This is a genomic window from Streptomyces griseobrunneus (assembly GCF_046713465.1).
In the GTDB taxonomy this organism is placed as follows: Bacteria; Actinomycetota; Actinomycetes; order Streptomycetales; family Streptomycetaceae; genus Streptomyces; species Streptomyces microflavus.
In genome coordinates this window covers 2,179,926-2,198,598 of record NZ_CP177080.1, presented here as the reverse complement: position 1 = coordinate 2,198,598, position 18,673 = coordinate 2,179,926, and the positions used below count along the sequence as shown (strand labels likewise).

13 protein-coding genes and 3 pseudogenes are annotated in these 18,673 nt (G+C 72.4%); 11 read left to right on the top strand and 5 right to left on the bottom strand.

Annotation, left to right across the window (positions count from 1 at the left end; all coding sequences use genetic code 11):
- Position 1: 1 nt before the first annotated feature.
- The 6 genes from ACK8N7_RS09610 (at position 2) to ACK8N7_RS09585 (ending at position 8,015) form a co-directional block, all read left to right on the top strand.
- Positions 2-667 carry a CoA transferase subunit B gene (locus ACK8N7_RS09610; RefSeq protein WP_403210032.1) on the top strand — a complete coding sequence of 222 codons (666 nt, stop codon included), beginning with the start codon at positions 2-4 and terminating at the stop codon, positions 665-667.
- A gap of 186 nt (positions 668-853) precedes the next feature.
- The gene (locus ACK8N7_RS09605; RefSeq protein ID WP_500441890.1) at positions 854-2,146 is read left to right on the top strand and encodes an extracellular catalytic domain type 1 short-chain-length polyhydroxyalkanoate depolymerase; all 1,293 of its coding nucleotides are present in this window, start codon (positions 854-856) and stop codon (positions 2,144-2,146) included.
- A gap of 19 nt (positions 2,147-2,165) precedes the next feature.
- On the top strand, positions 2,166-3,593 hold the full coding sequence (locus ACK8N7_RS09600) for a 3-hydroxybutyrate oligomer hydrolase family protein (protein WP_500441889.1): 1,428 nt from the start codon (positions 2,166-2,168) through the stop codon (positions 3,591-3,593).
- Between the two features lie 89 nt (positions 3,594-3,682).
- Positions 3,683-4,480, top strand: coding sequence for a 3-hydroxybutyrate dehydrogenase (locus ACK8N7_RS09595; protein WP_403210036.1), 798 nt, complete (start codon positions 3,683-3,685; stop codon positions 4,478-4,480).
- 111 nt (positions 4,481-4,591) lie between these two features.
- Positions 4,592-5,992: an MFS transporter gene (locus ACK8N7_RS09590; RefSeq protein ID WP_403210038.1), complete on the top strand. Its 1,401-nt coding sequence runs from the start codon at positions 4,592-4,594 to the stop codon at positions 5,990-5,992.
- A 118-nt stretch (positions 5,993-6,110) separates the two neighbouring features.
- The gene (locus tag ACK8N7_RS09585) at positions 6,111-8,015 is read left to right on the top strand and encodes a helix-turn-helix domain-containing protein (protein WP_403210040.1); all 1,905 of its coding nucleotides are present in this window, start codon (positions 6,111-6,113) and stop codon (positions 8,013-8,015) included.
- A gap of 12 nt (positions 8,016-8,027) precedes the next feature.
- On the opposite strand, the gene ACK8N7_RS09580 is transcribed toward ACK8N7_RS09585, so the two are convergent.
- The 3 genes and pseudogenes from ACK8N7_RS09580 to ACK8N7_RS09570 form a co-directional block, all read right to left on the bottom strand.
- Positions 8,028-8,603, bottom strand: coding sequence for a glycerate kinase (locus ACK8N7_RS09580; RefSeq protein ID WP_500441886.1), 576 nt, complete (start codon positions 8,601-8,603; stop codon positions 8,028-8,030).
- An 8-nt stretch (positions 8,604-8,611) separates the two neighbouring features.
- Positions 8,612-9,025: pseudogene (locus tag ACK8N7_RS09575) on the bottom strand (response regulator transcription factor); the annotation flags it as partial.
- Positions 9,022-9,808: pseudogene (locus ACK8N7_RS09570) on the bottom strand (sensor histidine kinase); the annotation flags it as partial. The pseudogenes ACK8N7_RS09570 and ACK8N7_RS09575, both read right to left, overlap by 4 nt.
- Between ACK8N7_RS09570 and ACK8N7_RS09565 the strand changes: the two are divergent.
- Both ACK8N7_RS09565 and ACK8N7_RS09560 read left to right on the top strand, forming a co-directional pair.
- Positions 9,786-9,968 carry a GVDTG sorting domain-containing protein gene (locus ACK8N7_RS09565; protein WP_403210091.1) on the top strand — a complete coding sequence of 61 codons (183 nt, stop codon included), beginning with the start codon at positions 9,786-9,788 and terminating at the stop codon, positions 9,966-9,968. The pseudogene ACK8N7_RS09570 and the gene ACK8N7_RS09565 sit on opposite strands and share 23 nt — an antisense overlap.
- A 90-nt stretch (positions 9,969-10,058) precedes the next feature.
- A pseudogene (locus ACK8N7_RS09560) lies at positions 10,059-10,749 on the top strand (class F sortase).
- Positions 10,750-10,803: 54 nt separating this feature from the next.
- Here the strand turns inward: ACK8N7_RS09560 and ACK8N7_RS09555 are convergent.
- Positions 10,804-11,676: a DUF4394 domain-containing protein gene (locus ACK8N7_RS09555; RefSeq protein ID WP_500441884.1), complete on the bottom strand. Its 873-nt coding sequence runs from the start codon at positions 11,674-11,676 to the stop codon at positions 10,804-10,806.
- Between the two features lie 716 nt (positions 11,677-12,392).
- On the opposite strand from ACK8N7_RS09555, the gene ACK8N7_RS09550 reads away from it, so the two are divergent.
- From ACK8N7_RS09550 to ACK8N7_RS09540, 3 genes are all read left to right on the top strand, one after another.
- Complete coding sequence (locus ACK8N7_RS09550) at positions 12,393-13,994, top strand: DUF4331 domain-containing protein (RefSeq protein ID WP_500441883.1); 1,602 nt, start codon at positions 12,393-12,395, stop codon at positions 13,992-13,994.
- A 108-nt stretch (positions 13,995-14,102) separates the two neighbouring features.
- Positions 14,103-15,458, top strand: coding sequence for a tetratricopeptide repeat protein (locus tag ACK8N7_RS09545; protein WP_500441881.1), 1,356 nt, complete (start codon positions 14,103-14,105; stop codon positions 15,456-15,458).
- On the top strand, positions 15,455-17,155 hold the full coding sequence (locus ACK8N7_RS09540; RefSeq protein WP_500441879.1) for a nickel/cobalt transporter: 1,701 nt from the start codon (positions 15,455-15,457) through the stop codon (positions 17,153-17,155). Before ACK8N7_RS09545 ends, ACK8N7_RS09540 begins: the two co-directional genes overlap by 4 nt.
- A gap of 22 nt (positions 17,156-17,177) precedes the next feature.
- On the opposite strand, the gene ACK8N7_RS09535 is transcribed toward ACK8N7_RS09540, so the two are convergent.
- Positions 17,178-18,563: an L-serine ammonia-lyase gene (locus ACK8N7_RS09535; protein WP_403214890.1), complete on the bottom strand. Its 1,386-nt coding sequence runs from the start codon at positions 18,561-18,563 to the stop codon at positions 17,178-17,180.
- Positions 18,564-18,673 lie beyond the last annotated feature (110 nt).

Sequence of the window (18,673 nt, the reverse complement as noted above, 5' to 3'; positions counted from 1 at the left end):
CATGGCACTGACCCGTGAACAGCTCGCGGCCCGCGCCGCCCGGGAGCTGGGCGACGGCAGTTACGTCAACCTCGGCATCGGCCTGCCGACCCTGATACCCAACTTCCTGCCCGAGGGCGTCGAGGTGGTGATCCAGTCGGAGAACGGCCTGCTGGGCGTCGGACCGTACCCCGAGGAGACCGGCGTCCTGCCCGATCTCATCAACGCGGGCAAGGAGACGGTGACCCTGCTGCCCGGGGCCTCCTGCGTCGACTCCGCGCTCTCCTTCGCGATGATCAGGGGAGGCCATATCGACGTGGCGGTCCTGGGGGCCATGCAGGTCTCCGCCTGCGGCGATCTCGCGAACTGGGTGATCCCCGGCAAGGTGGTCAAGGGGATGGGCGGAGCCATGGACCTCGTCCACGGGGCCCGGCACGTCATCGTGGTGATGGAGCACACCGCGCGGGACGGTTCGCCGAAGCTGCTGGGGGAGTGCACGCTGCCCCTCACCGGTCGGGGCGTGGTGCACCAAGTCATCACGGATCTCGCGGTGCTGGACATCACCGCCGAGGGGTTCCTGCTCCGGGAACTGGCGGACGGCGTGACGGTGGACGAGGTCCGGGCCGCCACCGGCGCGGAGTTGACCGTACGGCTGGCTACCGACGCCGCCCGGCCCGTACGCGCGTAGCAGCGGGGCGGGGGCTCCCACAACGGGTGGCGGCGCTCCGTTCCTGGCCGGGTTGTGGCGGGCACCGCCATTCCCCGGCCCACCGCGCGCTTCCTACGGTGACGGACCTCGGATGCGCTGCCGGACAGCGCCGCCGGGGCCACGGGATCACGGGCGATCCCGTGCCGCCGCCCACGGGAGGTCACGTTGCCGTACGTCACGCCGTCGCACCCGGCACCATCACGCAGGCCGCGCTTCGGCGGCCCCTGGAGCCGCCTCGTCCCCACGCTCGCCGCCGCCGTCACGCTCGCCACCGGAGCCGCGCTCGCCCCCCCGGCCGCCGAGGCGCAGGCAGCTGTCGCGCCGACCGAAGCGCCCCGGGCCGCCGCCGCCCTCGAACGCGTCGGAAACTTCGGGGCCAACCCCGGCGCCCTCACCATGTACGTCCACCGCCCCGCCGCCCCGCCCGCGAACGCCCCCGTCGTCGTCGCCCTGCACGGCTGCACCCAGAGCGCACAGGTCTACGCCGACAACTCCGGGCTCAACACCTTCGCCGACCGGCACGGTTTCCTGGTCCTCTACGCCGAGACCACCACCGCCAACAACGCCAACAAGTGCTTCAACTGGTTCCAGCCGGGCGACACCCGGAGGGGCCAGGGCGAAGCCGCCTCGATCCGGCAGATGGTCGCCCACGCCACCGCCGCGTACGGCACCGACCCGGCCCGCGCCCAGGTGACGGGCCTCTCGGCGGGCGGGGCGATGACGTCGGTCATGCTCGCCGCCTACCCGGAGGTGTTCGCCGCGGGCGCGGTGGTCGCCGGAATCCCGTACGGCTGCGGGGTCGACGTGGTCTCGGCGTTCAGCTGCATGAGCCCCGGCGCCGACCGCACCCCCGCCGCCTGGGCGCAGGCCGTCCGCGACGCGCACCCCGGGTTCGCCGGACCCTGGCCGAGGGTCGCGGTCTGGCACGGCGACAACGACCCGACCGTCGCCCCGAGGAACGCCGACGAACTGCGGGACCAGTGGACGGCGGTGCACGGCATCGGCCAGACCCCGTCCCGTACCTCCACGCTCGGCCCGAACAACACCCGCAGGAGCGAGTACGTATCGGCCGGCGGACAGACGGCCGTCGAGGTCAACAAGGTGCCGGGCATCGGTCACGGCACCCCGGTCGCCCCCGGCAGCGGCCCCGAACAGTGCGGCGCCACCGGCACCCAGCACTTCATCGCCTCGATCTGCTCCAGTTACTGGATCACCGAATTCTTCGGCCTGGACGGGACGACGACCGAGCCACCGACCGACCCGCCCGCTCCGCCCGCCGCCTGCTGGACCGCGAGCAACTACGAGCACGTACGCACCGGCCGGGCCACCACCACCGGCGGCTATGTGTACGCGAAGGGCTCCGGCCAGAACCTCGGCCTCTACAACACCTTCGTGACCCACACCCTCAAGGAGTCCCCGGCGGGCCACTACACGATCGCCACCGGCTCCTGCCCCTGACCTGAAGGAGGTCTTCCCGATGCCACGCGCCCCGCAGAGACGCCACCGCCGATGGCTCCGCCCCGCCGCCGTCGCCGCTGCCGCCCTGACCGCCTGGACGGCGGCCCCGTCCGCCGCCGCACCCCTGCCCCCGGAGACGGCCCGCCCCGCCCACTGCTCCCGTATCGACGCGGCCGAGGTCCCCGGGGCCGCCCGCCAACAGGCTTTCTGCCTAACAGAGTTGACGACTGCCGGAACCGTAGCCTCGGGCCACACCGACCCCGCCGACTGGGCGGGACTCACCCCGGCAGGGCTGGCCACCCCACGAGGCGTCCCCGGCATCCAGATCGACGGCTACTTCCCCGACTCCTCCACCACCAACACCAACCACGGCTGGAACCACGACTCCCAGTTCGTCATCCGCCTCCCCGACCGCTGGAACGGCGGCCTGGTCGTATCCGGGGCGCCGGGTGTGCGCGAGCAGTACGCCAACGACCGGGCCTTCGGGGACTGGGCGGTCTCCCAGGGCTACGCGTTCGCCGCCACCGACAAGGGCGCGACCGGCGCCGCCTTCCACCGCGACGGCAGGACCCCCGGCGACGCCCTCGCCGAAGGCAACCACCGGGTCACCCAGCTCACCCGCGCGGCCCGCCAGGTGGTCGCCCGCCGCTACCAACGCCCGCCCTCCCGCACGTTGGCGATGGGGATGTCCAACGGCGGCTATCTGGTGCGCTGGCAACTGGAGAACCACCCCGAGCTGTACGACGGCGGGGTGGACTGGGAAGGCACCCTCTGGCGCACCGAGGGGCCGAACCTCCTCACCTTCCTCCCGCCCGCGCTGCGGCACTATCCGGCGTACGCGGCCGGAGGCGCGGGCGCCGGGCAGGCCCACCGGGCGATGAAGGCAGCGGGCTATCCGGCAGGGTCGGAGTTCCTCTGGCCCTTCCACCACCAGTACTACTGGGACCTCACTCAGCGTATCTACCGGGAGGAGCTGGACCCGGAGTTCGACGGGGCGACGGAGGCCGGGACGCCGTTCTGCGCGCCGGGCACCCCGGCCTGCGACGCCGACTACGCCTACGCCGACCGGCCCGGGGAGGTCAGGAGGGCGGTCGCGAAGATCGCTCTCACCGGCCGTATCGGCAAGCCCCTGATCAGCTTCCACGGCACCTACGACGTCCTTCTGCCCATCTCCCGCAGCTCGGACGTCTACGCGCGGCTGGTGGAGCGGGAGGGCCGGGGCCACCTCCACCGGTACTACCGCGTCGAGGCGGGCACCCATGTGGACTCGCTCGCCGACGCCTACCCCGGCCGGGTGCGCCCCCTGGTGCCGTGCCACCGCTCGGCGGCCGCCGCGCTGGAACGCTGGCTGGACGACGGCCGTCGGCCCCCGTCGAGCCGCACGCTGAAGCTGCCCGAGGGAGCCGGTCCGGAGAAACTGCTCACCCACTGCCCGCTGAACGGTTAGGCAGTGGTGACGGCCCCCACACCGGCCGCCTTTACTGTGGAGGTCCGTGCCATGGGATGTCCGGCCGGGTATCTCTAGCGTTTCCGGCCATGACGAGCCAATTTCACGCAGCGCCCGGCCCCTCGGCGCAGGGTGCCGGAGCCGTGGACCTCAGCGGGCGCACCGCCCTGGTCACCGGTGGCGGCAGCGGTATCGGACGGGCCACCGCCGAGGCGCTCGCCGCGGCCGGTGCCCTCGTCCATGTGGCCGACCGCGACGGCGACGCCGCCAAGGCCGTCGCCGCCGCGACCGGCGGGGTGGCCCATGTCGTGGACCTCGCCGACGCGGGGGCGATCGGGGCGCTGCCGAGGGCCGTGGACATCCTGGTCAACAACGCCGGGCTGCAGCACGTGGCCCCCATCGAGGACTTCCCGCCGGACCGGTTCGAGCTGATCCAGAAGGTGATGCTGACGGCCCCGTTCCTCCTGATGCGGCACTGCCTCCCGCACATGTACGCCGGGGGGTGGGGCCGGCTGGTCAACGTCTCCAGCATGCACGGTCTGCGGGCCAGCCCCTTCAAGTCCGCCTACGTGGCTGCCAAGCACGGCCTGGAGGGGCTGAGCAAGGTGGCCGCCCTGGAGGGGGCCCCGCACGGGGTGACCAGCAACTGCGTCAACCCCGGTTACGTACGGACACCTCTGGTCGAGGGCCAGATCGCGGCCCAGGCCGCCGCGCACGGCATCCCCCGGGACGAGGTCGTCGCCGATGTCCTCCTGGACCGGTCCGCGATCAAGCGGCTGATCGAGCCCGAGGAGGTCGCCGCCGTCTGCGTCTGGCTCTGCGGTCCCCACACCTCGTACATCACCGGCGCCTCCCTCCCCGTCGACGGAGGCTGGGGCGCCCGCTGACCCCCCACCCGTCTCCGGCCCCCACCGAAGCCGGGCGCACCACCAGCACCACCCCCGTACCACCCGCACCCCGTCCCTGACAGACCTGCCAACGAAACGCGGTGACTCATCATGGGTTCCCCAACCTCCGCCCAGCCCTCCGCCCCGCCCGGCAACAGCCGCATCGGCCGGATCGTCGCGGCCAGCCTCGTCGGCACCACCATCGAGTGGTACGACTTCTTCCTCTACGGCTCGGCCGCCGCGCTCGTCTTCAACACGCTGTTCTTCCCCAGCAGCGACCCGCTGGTCGGCACCCTGCTGGCCTTCCTCACGTACGCGGTCGGCTTCGCCGCCCGTCCGCTCGGCGGCGTCGTCTTCGGTCACTACGGCGACAAGATCGGCCGCAAGAAGCTCCTGGTGATCAGCCTGCTCATGATGGGCGGGGCCACCTTCCTCATGGGCCTGCTGCCCACCCACGCCGGCATCGGCGTCTGGGCGCCGATCCTGCTGACGGTCCTGCGCCTGGTCCAGGGCTTCGCGCTCGGCGGCGAGTGGGGTGGCGCGGTGCTGCTCGTCTCCGAACACGGCGGCGACAAGCGGCGCGGCTTCTGGGCCTCCTGGCCGCAGGCCGGGGCCCCCGGCGGCAACCTGCTCGCGACCGGGGTCCTGGCGCTGCTCGCCACCGTCCAGTCCGACGAGACCTTCCTCGCCTGGGGCTGGCGCATCCCGTTCCTGCTCTCCGGTGTCCTCGTCATGATCGGCCTGTGGATCCGGATCTCGGTCGAGGAGTCCCCGGTCTTCCTGGAGGCGCAGAAGAAGGCGCAGGAGCAGGCCGCCGCGGGCGTCAAGGAACAGGCCCCCGTCGTCGCGGTGTTCCGCAAGAACTGGCGCGAGGTGCTCCTCGCCATCGGCACCCGCTTCGGCGAGAACATCTCGTACTACATCCTCACCGCGTTCCTCCTCGTCTACGTGACCGTGCACCTGGAGATGTCCAAGAGCGACGCGCTGAACGCCGTACTGATCGGCTCAGCCGTCCACTTCGTCACCATCCCGCTGTGGGGCGCGCTCTCGGACCGGCTCGGCCGCCGGCCCGTGACCCTGATCGGCGCCCTCGGCATGGCCGTCTGGGCCTTCGGCTTCTTCGCGCTCCTGGACACCAAGTCGTTCCCGGTGATCGTCCTCGCGGTCACCGTCGGCCTGCTGCTGCACGGCGCGATGTACGGGCCGCAGGCGGCCTTCATCTCCGAGATGTTCGACACGAAGGTCCGCTACTCCGGGGCCTCGATGGGCTCCCAGCTCGCCTCGATCATCGGCGGCGCGCTCGCCCCGCTCATCGCGGTCGAACTGCTCAAGGACTACCGCTCGTCCGTCCCGATCTCCTTCTACCTCTGCTTCGCCGCCCTGGTCACCGCGGTGACGGTGTGGATCGCGAAGGAGACCCGGGGCCGCGACCTGGCCAAGGACGGCCTGCACGGTCCGGTCCCGGCCGCGCCGACGGCCACCCGTAAGGACTCGGTCACGCTCGGCGGCTGACCCGACCCCTCGCCGGCCGACCCCCTTCGGCCGCCGGCCCGCTCCCTCCCGCGCCCGGCTCCGTACGGTGTGCGGGAGGGGCCAGGCCGTCCGTACGCCCCTGGGAGGCGATCACCGTATGCTCACCGGCGTGACAGCCCCCGGCCCGCAGCACTCCGCGGCAGCCCTGCGCGGCCTTCTCGACCTGCTGGCCCAGGGCGCGGCGGCCGAGGAGTTCGACCGGCCCGCGGCCACCGCCCGGGAGGCGGGCGCCCCCGCCGCCGAACTTGCCGAGATCGCCGAGGCCACCACCGTGGCGCTGCGCATCCGGCGCACCCTCAGCCAGCACCGGGTACGCGAGGCGCAGCTCACCGCACTGTTCGACACGGCCAGCGACCTCGCGGCCCTGCGCGACCTGGACGCCGTCCTGCGGGCCATCGTGCACCGGGCCAAACTGCTGCTCGGCACCGACGTCACCTACCTCTCCCTCAACGACGACGCCGCGGGCGACACCTATATGCGGGTCACGGACGGATCGGTGGCCGAGGCGTTCCAGAAGGTGCGGCTCGGCATGGGCGAGGGGCTGGGCGGACTCGTCGCCCAGACGGCCCGCCCGTACGCCACCGGCGACTACCGGGCCGACACCCGCTTCCACCACACCACCACCATCGACAGCGCCGTCCTGGACGAGGGCCTGCGCGCGATCCTCGGCGTACCGCTGCGGCTGGGCAGCCGCATCATCGGAGTCCTGTACGCCGCCGACCGCGCACCCCGCGAGTTCACCGCCGGGGAGGTGGCGCTGCTCTCCTCGCTCGCCGACCACGCGGCGATCGCCATCGACGGCGCCCGGCTGCTGGAGGAGACCCGGGCCGCGCTCGTCGACCTCAACGCCGCCTCCGAGACCATCAGGACGCACAGCGAGGCGATGCGCCGCGCCGAGGAGGCCCACGACCAGCTCACCGACCTCGTCCTGCGCGGCGGCGGCGCCGACGACGTGGCCGCCGCCCTCGCCGACATCCTGGACGGCGGCATCCTCATCCACGACGCGGACGGCGCCGAACTCGCCCGCGCCCGCACCGAACCGCAGCCCCCGCCCACCCCCGCGGTCGCCGCCTCCAGGGCCCGGGGCCGGGCCGTCCCCCTGAACGGCACCTGGGTCTGCGCGGTCCTCGCCGGGCCCGAACTCCTCGGCTCCATCGCGCTGACCGGCCGGGCGGGCCTCGCCGACGCCGACCGGCTGCTGTTCGAGCGGGCCAGCGTGGTCACCGCGCTCCTGATGCTGCTGCGCCGCTCGGTCGCCGAGACGGAGGACCGGGTACGGGGCGAGCTGCTCGGCGACCTGCTCTCGCGCACCGGCGACCCGGGCACCCTGACCGCCCGGGCCCGCCGCCTCGGCGTCGACCTGGGCCGCCTGCACAGCGTGTTCGTGGCCCACAGCGAGGTGGCCCCCCGCCACCGCCTGCTGGCCGCCGCCGCGAGGAGCGCCCAGACCCGCAACGGCCTCGCCGGTCTCCACCACGACCACGTCGTCCTGGTCGCCCCCTCCGACGCCCCGGGCCCCGAAGCCCAGGCGCTCGCCGCCGAACTGGCACAGGCGGCCGGCTGCCCCGTCACCGTCGGCGCGGCGGGCCCCGCCACCGGCCCGGCCGAACTCCCCGGCGCCCACAGCGAGGCCGACCGCTGCCTCTCCGCCCTGCGCGCGCTCGGCCACACGGGGAGCGGCGGGGCCATCGCGGACCTCGGCTTCATCGGCGTACTCCTGGGCGACCAGGCCGACCTGGGCGGGTACGTGCGCAGGACGCTGGGCCCCGTACTGGACTACGACACGGCGCGCTCCACCGACCTCGTCACCACCCTGGACGCCTACTTCGCCCAGGGAGCGAGCCTCACCCGGACCAAGACCTTGCTCCACGTCCACGTGAACACGGTGGTGCAGCGCCTGGAGCGCATCGGCCGCCTCCTCGGCCCGGACTGGAACGAGCCGCCGCGCACGCTGGAGATCCAGCTGGCCCTGCGGCTGCACCGCCTGACGCAGGGCCTGTGACGGCCCTTGCCGTTACGCGGAGGGAGCGTAGCGGCCGGCCCGCTCGCCGAGCCGGCTGCCCAGGGCCATGATCCGCAGGGCGCGTTCCGTGGCGTCGGCGAGGAACTCGCCGCTGCGGCCGATCGCCTCCACCAGGGTCATCGGCGCGGGCAGGATCGCGCTGTACGCGTCCACGCCCACCGCCCGGACGTCCTGCGCGCCCGGCCCGATCGTCCCCGCCAGCACCAGGACCCCCACCCCGGAGGCCTGGGCGCGGCGGGCGACCTCCGCCGGGATCTTCCCCCGGACGGTCTGGTGGTCGAGCGCCCCCTCCGCGGTGATCGCGAAGTCGGCGCGGGCCAGCCGGGCGTCGAGGTCGAGGCCGTCGAGCAGGACGTCGTACCGGGGGAGGAGACGCGCGCCCACGGCCGCCAGCCCGGCTCCGAGACCGCCGGACGCACCTGTGCCGGGGGCCGTACGCAGGTCGAGCGGGACGCCGGTCGCGAGGGCCGGGGCCGGTTCGCGTTCGGGTTCGGGTTCCGGGGCGAGGCCGGGAGGAGGCCGCGGGGCGAGGCCGGGAGGAGGTCCCGGGTGAGGACGGCGGCCCACCGCTCCAGCCCTGCGGAGAGCAGCTCCACCTCCGCCGGGGTCGCCCCCTTCTGCGGCCCGAACACCCGGGCCACCCCGCGCCGTACCCGGGCGAGCAGTTCCTCGAACCGGAACGGCTTCGTCATCCAGTCGTCGGCCCCGCCCTCCAGACCGGCCACCGTGTCCCGGACGGAGTCCCGGGCGGTGAGCACGATGACCGGCAGGGTGACCCGCGCCTCGCGCAGCTCACGCAGGACGGTGAAGCCGTCCCGCCCCGGCAGGCCGATGTCCAGCAGCATCAGGTCGTACGCGCCGGTCAGCGCATGGCCCAGCGCCATGTCCCCGTCCTCGGCGACGACCGTGGTGAAGCCGTTGGCGCGCAGCCCCTTCTGGACGAACGAGGCGATGCGCTCCTCGTCCTCGGCGATCAGAATGCGGTTCATGAGTCCGTCTCCAGGATGAGTACGAGGGTGGCTCCGCCGCCTTCGGTCCGGCGTGGTTCGACGCGGCCGTGGTGGCCCTCCGCGATGGCCTTGACGATGGCGAGACCGAGCCCCGCGCCGCTGGTGCGGGCCCCGCGGCAGGAGGTGCCCCGGCGGAACCGCTCGAAGATCACCTCGGCGTCCTCCGCCGGAATCCCGGGCCCGTGGTCGGCGACGTACAACTCGACGCGCTCGGCCTCGGCCCGTGAGCCGATCCGGATGCGCTGGCCGGGCACGGTGTGCTGGACGGCGTTCTGCGCGAGCTGGACCATCGCCTGCGTCATCCGCTGCGGATCCAGCCGCACTTCGAGGTCCGCGACCCCGTCGAGCACCCAGTACCGCTCGCCGAGGGTCCGCACCCTCACATAGACGTCGGCGGTCAGCTCCGCGATCTGGACGGGCTCCGGGCGCACGAAGTCGGGCCGTTCGGCCCCCGCGAGGAGGAGCAGGTCCTCCACGATGCGGCTCATCCGGTCCAGCTCGTCCGTGACCAGCCGTACCGTCTCCTCCCGGTCCGCCGGGTCGTCGCCCATCAGCTCCAGGTGGCCCCGGACGATGGTGATGGGGGTGCGCAGCTCGTGCCCGGCGTCGTCCACGAACACCCGCTGCGCGGCGAACGCCCGCTCCAGCCGGTCCAGCATCCCGTTGAACGTCTCGGCGAGGGCCGCGATGTGGTCCCGCCCCGCCACCGGGATACGCCACCGCCCCCGCCAACTGCGGCATGGTCAAGGGTGCGGCCGTCGGCTCCATGCCCGTGGGCGGTGTCGAGACCGGCGGCGGGACCACCCAGGGCGTGGAGTCGCCCGGCCTCCTCGCCGTCGGCGGCGCGGCCGTCCTCGCGGCCGGCGGACTGTTCGCCGTACGCCGCCGGACGCGGACTTCGGCTGTCCGTCACGACGGCTGAAGACCGGCTCCGCACCGGACCGACGACCCGTCACAGCCGGGCGCAGTGAATGACGACCCCTCACAGCGGGGCACAGGGAAAGGTGAAGCGATGGACGGGACACCCCATGAGGACGCGCACCGCAGGTCATTCCGGCGGCATCGCGTTCCCCTCGGCGTCATCGCCGCCCTCCTCCTGACAGGCGGGCTGCTGCTGGCTCTCGGAACCGGCCGGCAGCAGCCCGCCCCGCCCCGCGCCGCCGACCAGGGAGGCCCGCCCGTCGGCGCGCCCACCGCCCCGCGGTCCCAGGCACCTTCCGGCGAACCGCCTGCAGCCGCGTTGCCCCCCGTCCCGGCCCGTCAGCATCACGATCCCGTCCCTCAAGGTCACCTCGGACCTCGAGGAACTCGGGCTCGGGAAGAACCGCGCCATGGAGACGCCGAAGGATCCGGCGAAGGCAGGCTGGTACCGCCCCGGAGCCACCCCCGGTGCGATCGGTCCCTCGGTGATCGCAGGGCATGTCACCTGGGACGGATCACCGGCGGTGTTCTTCGAGCTCACCGAACTCGAACCCGGTGACCGCATCGAGGTGAGGCGCGCGGACGGGCGGACGGCGGTGTTCACCGTCGACCGGACCGCCACGTACCCCAAGGACGACTTCCCCACGGTCGAGGTGTACCGCAACCTCGACCATGCCGGGCTTCGCCTGATCACCTGCGGCGGCGACTACTCCGAGGACGACAACCGGTACGCCGACAACGTCGTCGTCTACGCCGGCCTGACCGGTCACCGGGCCTCATGACCTGGGCGGTGGGCCGCCCGCCGGACAACGGCCCACCGCGCATGGTGCTGTGGCTCAGCCCTGGCCGAGAGGCAGGGCGAGGTCGGTGACCTGCCGACGCTCGGGGAAGGCGCCGAGGTCGCGGGCGACCCCGGTGAGCACGTCGACCTCGTACAGACGGGCGGCATCGGCGGTGTTCAGGGCGGCGAAGCCCCGGTTGGTGCCGTGCTTCGGAGAGAAGTAGATGTCGAACCCGGCGTCAGGCCCCGCGTTCACACCGAGGTTTCCGGTCGGGGCGAGCGTGCCGGCGTTGGCGGGCGACTGCAGGGAGACCCGGTCGGCCATGGCGTCGATGTCGAACAGGGTCGTCGCGGTCGCGGCGTTGAGGTCGTTGTTGGTGTAGGCGGCACCGGTGACGCCCATCGCGGTGGAGGGCGGCGTGGTGGGGTTGGTGAGTGTGCCGTCGGTGGTGGTGCCGAGGGGGGCGGCGCTGTCGTCGATGTTGTGCCGCAGGTTCTGCCCGGTGTTGCTGATGACGCGGAGCCGGTTGGCGGCGGGGTTGAAGTCGACGCCGAACTGCTTGCCCGCGAGGGCGACGGTGAGCTGGGAGACCTTCATGGCCCTGGCGTTGGCCGTGTTGAGGGTGTAGATGCCTCCCTTGTCGCCGACGCCGTAGAGCTTCTCGTTCTGGACGCGGAAGTCGATGCCGACGACCTTGGTGTCACCGCGCAGGCCGGACACCTTCCCGATGGTCCTGGTCCCGGCGGGCCGGTCGACGGTGAACTCGACCAGGCGCTGATCGGCGGTCAGCCCGACGGCGGCGAGCGCCTTGGTCCCTCGGTGGTTCATGTCGTGTCCGTCGCGCCCGTCCGCGGATGCCAGGGCCGGCATGGACAGGGCGGCGGCCACAGCGACGGAGACGGCGACGACGGTCTTGCTTCTACGCATGACGCTCCAGGGGAAGTGTGGTGACCCGCGGGGAATTTGCGAGCGGGTTCACAACGGCATTCGGAGCCCAGGAGCGCGCGGATGGGTCGAATCCCGGAAGTCACCCCCATTGGAGTCACGAACCGGGAGGAGAAGGCATGCGCGGGGTGTGCGGCTTCGGCATCGCAGGCGAGGGCCGGTTGACGGAAGCCCCCGAACTCGTCTGCTTTCCAGTGGTGTTGTGCTGCCTCCAGCTGTTGCTGATGCCCACCGGATGCCCTGCGGCGGGCGCATTCCCGATGAGCGCGTGACGCCGGAGGTGTGAATTCCCGCCCATCTTTCTTCTTGCGAATGGCTTGCAATAAGAAGGCTTTTCCCCTTTTGGCCCAACGGGCGGCGGCTGTGTCGTCGGAGATTTTCGTGGAACGTCCAACCCGCCTATTTGCCTGTCCCACCGGCCCTTTCATCCTTCGGGGACCGCGTGGCCGACCCGAGGAACCGGTCGGGGTGTGCACACGACGGAGCGACGGCGTGCTTGTCTACGGCTGCGCAGTGCTTGCGTGACAGCGGGACCGGGTTCTGACCCACCCCGTTGATCCCCCCATTTCCGGCCGGCCCGGCCAGTGCGAGATGTTCCGGCGCGGTGCCGAACGCCATCCCATCAGCCCGCACCCCTGGCCACCGCATGTCCTCAGGGCTGCAGTGAGGCAGGGGGGTCAGCAGACAGAAGGAATACCGTGAAGGATTCTCAGGCCAGGCCCCGCTCGCGGCGCGTGCTGGACCGGTCCCTGCTCGTGCTCGGTGCCACCACCCTGGCCGCAGGACTCGGGGCGATGACCCTCGCCCCGGGTCTCAGCGCGGCCTCCAGCCACCGCGAGGCGCCCCTGATCGCCGGTGATCCGCGGGCGGACAACACCGACGTGTACGCGTTCACCAGCCCCGACAAGGCCGACACCGTCACGATGGTGGCGAACTGGATCCCGATGGAGGAGCCCAACGGCGGGCCGAACTTCTACGCGTTCGGCGACGACCTGCGCTACAACATCAAGGTCGACAACAACGGTGACGGGGTCGCCGACGTCACGTACAGCTGGCGCTTCCGCGGCAGCTACCGCGACGACGCGAACCAGTTCCTCTACAACACCGGCCAGGTCACCTCGCTGAACGACCCGGACCTGAACTTCCGGCAGGTCTACGACCTCGTCGTCACCACCGGAGGAAAGAGCCGGACCCTCCTGTCGGGTGTGCCGGCCGCCCCGTCCCGCACCGGCAAGGCGTCGATGCCCGACTACGCGGCACTGCGCAAGCAGGCGACCCTCGGTCTGCCGGGCGGCGGCAAGACGTACGCGGGCCAGGCCGAGGACCCGTTCTTCGCCGACCTCCGCGTCTTCGACCTCCTCTACGGCGGCGACCTGAGCGAGCGGGGACAGGACACCCTGGCCGGCTACAACGTCAACACCATCGCGATCCAGGTCCCCAAGAGGCAGCTCGCCCTCAGGGGCAACGCCTCCCGCAACCCGGTCATCGGCGTGTGGTCGACCACCGAGCGCGGCGGCGTCACCCTGAACGACTCCCGGGACAAGGGCGCCACGAAGCAGTGGAAGCAGGTTTCCCGCCTGGGGAACCCGCTGGTCAACGAGGTCGTCGTCCCGCTGAAGTTCAAGGACGCCTTCAACACCCTCAACCCCAGCCAGGACCGCACCGTCCAGCCCGTCGTCGACAAGGTGTACGACCCGATCCTGCCCAAGCTCATCCAGCAGGTCTACGGCGTCCCGGCCCCCAAGACCCCCCGCAACGACCTCGCCGAGATCTACCTGACCGGTATCTGCAAGGCCTGCGGTCCGATCAAGGCCGACCTGAACGCGCACCGCCTCAACAAGGACGCGCCGCTCAGGAAGATCGTCCCGGCGGAGGAGCTGCGCCTCAACATGGCGGTGCCGCCCACCGCCAGGCCCCAGCGCCTCGGAGTCCTGGCGGGCGACCTGGCCGGCTTCCCGAACGGGCGCCGCCTCGCCGACGACGTCATCGACATCTCGCTCCAGGCCGTCGAGGGCGCCGCCCAGACCGGTGTTCTCGTGCCCGCGCTCGCGGACGGCGACAAGGTCGACACGAACGAGGTCCCGTTCGGTACCTCGTTCCCGTACGTCGCGCTGCCGCACACCAAGAACGTGAACCGCGGCCCCGGCGCGGCCGGCCGCAACGCCGAGCAGGCCTCGATGGAGAACACCGCGGCGAGCCAGGCCATGGAGCCCACCCACGCGGCGGCGCTCGCCGGGGCCGGCGCGCTCCTCCTCGGCGTCGGCGGCTTCCGCCTCCGCCGCCGCGGCAAGAACAGCTGAACCGGCCGTAGCAGGAAGCGGATCGAGGCCACGAAGGTGTCCGGGCCGGGGGCGTGCTGCTCCGGCCCGGGCACCGGCACCACCGAACCATGGGGGAGGACCCTTTTCGTGCACCCGGACCACACCGTACCCCCGTCCACGCCACCGCCCACCCCCTCCCGAGGCGGCCGGCGGCTGCGGAGCATCGCGGTCACCCTGGTCCTGGGGGCGGCGATGTTCGCCGCCGGTGCGGTCATGCTGGCGCCCGACCAGACCACGGATTCTGCCGCTTCGGGCCTGGAGCAGCCAGCTGGTACGCCACGTGGGTCGGTCGAGGCGCTCCAGGCCCGGGTGGCCCGGCTGCCGAAGGATCCGGGGGGCTGGGCCGCCCTGGGTATGGCCTACGTCCAGCAGGCGCGGACCACCGCCGACCCGGCCACCTACGACCGGGCCGAGAAAGCGCTGCGGTCCTCGCTCTCCGTGCAGAGCGAAGACAACACGGACGCGGAGACCGCCATGGGCGCTCTGGCCGCGGCCCGCCACGACTTCCCCGCCGCGCTGGAATGGGCCCGCAAGGCCACCATCAGCGGCCCCTACAGCTCCTCCGCCCACGGAGTCCTCGCCGACGCCTACACCCAGTTGGGCCGTTACGACGAAGCCGACGCCGCCGTGCAGAAGATGGTGGACCTGCGCCCGGACGCCGCCTCCCTCGCCCGCGCCTCCTACGCCTTCGAGCTCAAGGGGGACACCGACCGGGCCCGCGCCCTGATGCGGCGATCCCTGACGGCGGCGGCCACCCCGGCCGACACGGCCTTCGCCCACAACGTCCTGGCATCCCTGGACCTCCAGGACGCCGACCCCCGGGCAGCCCTGTCCCGCACCCGGACCGGGCTCAAGGCCGCCCCGGGCGATTCGGCGCTCCTGGAGACCCGGGCCCGCGCCCACCTGGCCCTGGGCGACACCACCAAAGCCCTTGCCGACTACCGCGCGGCCGTCGCGATCGCCCCCCTGCCCCACCACCTGCTGGGCCTGGGCGAACTGGAGCAGTCCCTGGGCAACCGCGACCGGGCCGAGGAGAGTTACGCCCTCCTGCGCGCCCAGGACCGCATCCGCGAAGCCTCGGGCGACCCGGCGGACACCGACGCGATCCTCTTCGAAGCCGACCACGGCAACCCCAAGCGTGCCGTCACCCTGGCCGAACAGACCCTGCGCACCCGCCCCTTCGTCGCCGTACACGACGCGTACGCCTGGGCCCTGCACCGAGCCGGCCGGGATACCGAAGCCCTCGCCCAGGCCGACAAAGCCCTGGCCCTGGGCACCCGCAGCACGCTCTTCCGCTACCACCGTGCCGCCATCCACCAAGCCCTCGGCGATCCCGAAGAGGCCCGCCGCGACCTGACCGAAGCACTGCGCGAGCCTGCCTTCCACCCCCTGCACGCCGACGCCGCCCGCGACCTGCTCCAGCGAATCGACACGACACCATGAACCACACCCTGCGCCGAGCCATCACCACCCTGACCGCCACCGCCCTCGCCGCCCTCGCGAGCCTGGCGGCAGCCCCCGCAGCTGCTGCCCACCCCCTGGGCAACTTCAGCGTCAACCACCACACGGGCCTCGTCCTTCGGCCCGACCGGATCGACGCCCGGATCGTCGTCGACCGCGCAGAGATCTCAGCCCTCCAGGAACGCCCCGCCGTCGACTCCGACCACGACGGCCGGGTCAGCGACACAGAGGCGCGCGCCCACGCCGAGCAAGCCTGTTCCGACCTGAGCCGGCAGCTCCACCTGAGCGTGGGCGGTACGCGAGCGGACTGGAAGCGGTCCTCGGCCACCCTGGTGTACGAGAACGGGGAAGCGGGCCTCAAGACCAGCCGCCTCACCTGCGACCTGACCGCCCCGGCCGAACTCACCGAGCCCACCGACATCCGAGCGGAATCGACCTACGACACCACCCGCATCGGCTGGCACGAGATGACCGCCACCGGCCAGGGCGTCCGGATCACCCAGGCCGACGTACCCGCAACCTCCACCACCCGCGAACTGCGCCAGTACCCGCAGGACCCCCTCGCCTCCCCGCTCGACCAGCGAACAGCAGCACTGCGCAGCCAGCCCGGACAGGCCACGGCCACCGTCCCGGCGGTGGCGGCGGACCTCCCCGGCGCGGGCGTGATCAGCGAGGTACTCGCCAAGGTCACCGGCGCCTTCGACTCACTCGTCGGCGCCCGCGAGATCACCCTCCCCGTAGGACTCCTGGCCCTGCTCCTGGCGCTCGTCCTCGGGGCGTCCCACGCGGCGATGCCCGGCCACGGCAAGACCATCATGGCCGCCTACCTCGCGGGCCGCCGAGGCACCCGACGGGACGCCCTCACCGTCGGCGCCACCGTCACCCTCACCCACACCGCCGGCGTCCTCGTCCTCGGCCTCGCCCTGCCCCTCTCCACCCATCTCGCCGGTGAGACCGTCCTGATGTGGCTCGGCGCCGCCAGCGGCCTCCTCGTCACCGGCATCGGCCTCTGGCTCCTCACGGGAGCCGTCCGGGGCAGGCCGCAACACAACCACCATCACCACGGACCGAACCACAGCCACAGCCACAGCCACAGCCACAGCCACAGCCACGATCACGACCACCACCACAACCACAGCCACGATCACGGCCACGGCCCCGACCGTCCACACCACCACCCAAGCCCCGCCACACCGGTCCCCACGCCCGCCGGCCCGCCATCCGGGGAACTCCAGGGCAACTCCACGGTCGCGACCCTCGCCCCACCGGACCACGACCACGACCACGACCACCACCACGACCCGGCAGGCACATCAACGGCTCCCGAGAAGGCCCGGCGCACGAGCAGGACCGGCCTCATCGGCATGGGCATCGCGGGCGGGCTGGTCCCCAGCCCCTCCGCCCTCGTCGTGCTCCTGGGCGCCGTAGCCCTGGGGCGTACGGCCTTCGGCGTGCTCCTCGTCATCGGCTACGGACTCGGCATGGCCGCCACCCTCACCCTCGCCGGCCTCCTCCTCGTCCGCCTGCGCGAACGCATCGAGAGCCACGACCGGGCCCGTACCCTCCGCCACCACCCCCTGCTCAGGAAGCTGGCACGGACCGGCCCCGTCATCACCTCGCTCCTCGTCGTAGCCGTCGGCCTCGGCCTGACCCTGCGGGCAGCAACCGGGAACGGCTAGCTCAGGTGCGGGGCCTACAGGCTCAGCACTCGATGATGTTCACCGCGAGCCCGCCCCGGGCCGTCTCCTTGTACTTCACGCTCATGTCGGCGCCCGTCTCCTTCATGGTCTTGATGACCTTGTCCAGGGAGACCTTGTGGCTTCCGTCCCCCCGCAGTGCCATCTTCGCGGCCGTCACCGCCTTGACCGCCGCCATGCCGTTGCGCTCGATGCACGGGATCTGGACGAGCCCGCCGACCGGGTCGCAGGTCAGGCCCAGGTTGTGCTCCATGCCGATCTCGGCGGCGTTCTCCACCTGCTCGGGGGAGCCGCCCAGGACCTCGGCCAGGGCGCCGGCCGCCATCGAGCAGGCCGAGCCGACCTCGCCCTGGCAGCCGACCTCGGCGCCGGAGATGGAGGCGTTCTCCTTGAAGAGCAGGCCGATGGCGCCGGCGGCGAGGAGGAAGCGGACGACGCTGTCCTCCTTCTCCGCCTCGGTGCAGCCGTGGGCCGCGAAGTTCATGTAGTAGTGCAGGACGGCCGGGATGATGCCGGCCGCACCGTTGGTGGGGGCGGTGACCACGCGGCCGCCCGCCGCGTTCTCCTCGTTGACCGCCATCGCGTAGAGGGTGATCCACTCCATCGCGTGGGCCTGCGGGTCGCCCTCGGCGCGCAGCTGGCGGGCCGAGTTCGCGGCGCGGCGGCGGACCTTGAGGCCGCCGGGGAGGATGCCCTCGCGGGACATGCCGCGTGAGACGCAGGCCTGCATGACCCGCCAGATGTCCAGCAGCCCGGAGCGGATCTCCGCCTCGGTGCGCCAGGCCAGCTCGTTCTCCAGCATCATCGAGGAGATGGAGAGGCCGGTCTCCCGGGCCATGCGCAGCAGCTCGTCGCCCGTGCGGAAGGGGTGCCGCAGGACCGTGTCGTCGGGGACGATCGGGTTCTCGCCCGCCACCGCGTCCTCGTCCACCACGAAGCCGCCGCCGACCGAGTAGTACGTCTTCTCCAGGACCGGGGCGCCCTCGGTGTCGTACGCGAAGATCGTCATCCCGTTGGCGTGGTACGGGAGCGCCTTGCGGCGGTGCAGGATCAGGTCGTCGTCGAAGGCGAAGGCGATCTCGTGCATGCCGAGCAGGTTGATCCGGCCGGTGGAGCGGATCTCCTCGACCCGGGCGTCGGCCGTCTCCACGTTCACGGTCTGGGGCGCCTCGCCCTCCAGGCCGAGCAGGACCGCCTTGGGGGTGCCGTGGCCGTGGCCGGTCGCGCCGAGGGAGCCGTACAGCTCGGCCCGTATCGAGGCGGTGTGCGCGATCAGCCCCTCGTTCTTCAGGCGGCGCGCGAACATCCGGGCGGCCCGCATCGGGCCCACCGTGTGGGAGCTGGACGGGCCGATGCCGACCGAGAAGAGGTCGAAGACCGAGATGGCCACGGGAGTACTCCTTGGGGTTGGAAGACGCCGTTGTCTGCCTGGGTGGTGCGGGAACGGGCCAGGTGGTGCGGTACGGGCCGGGGTGGGGCCCGCGGTGCAAGTGGGGCAAG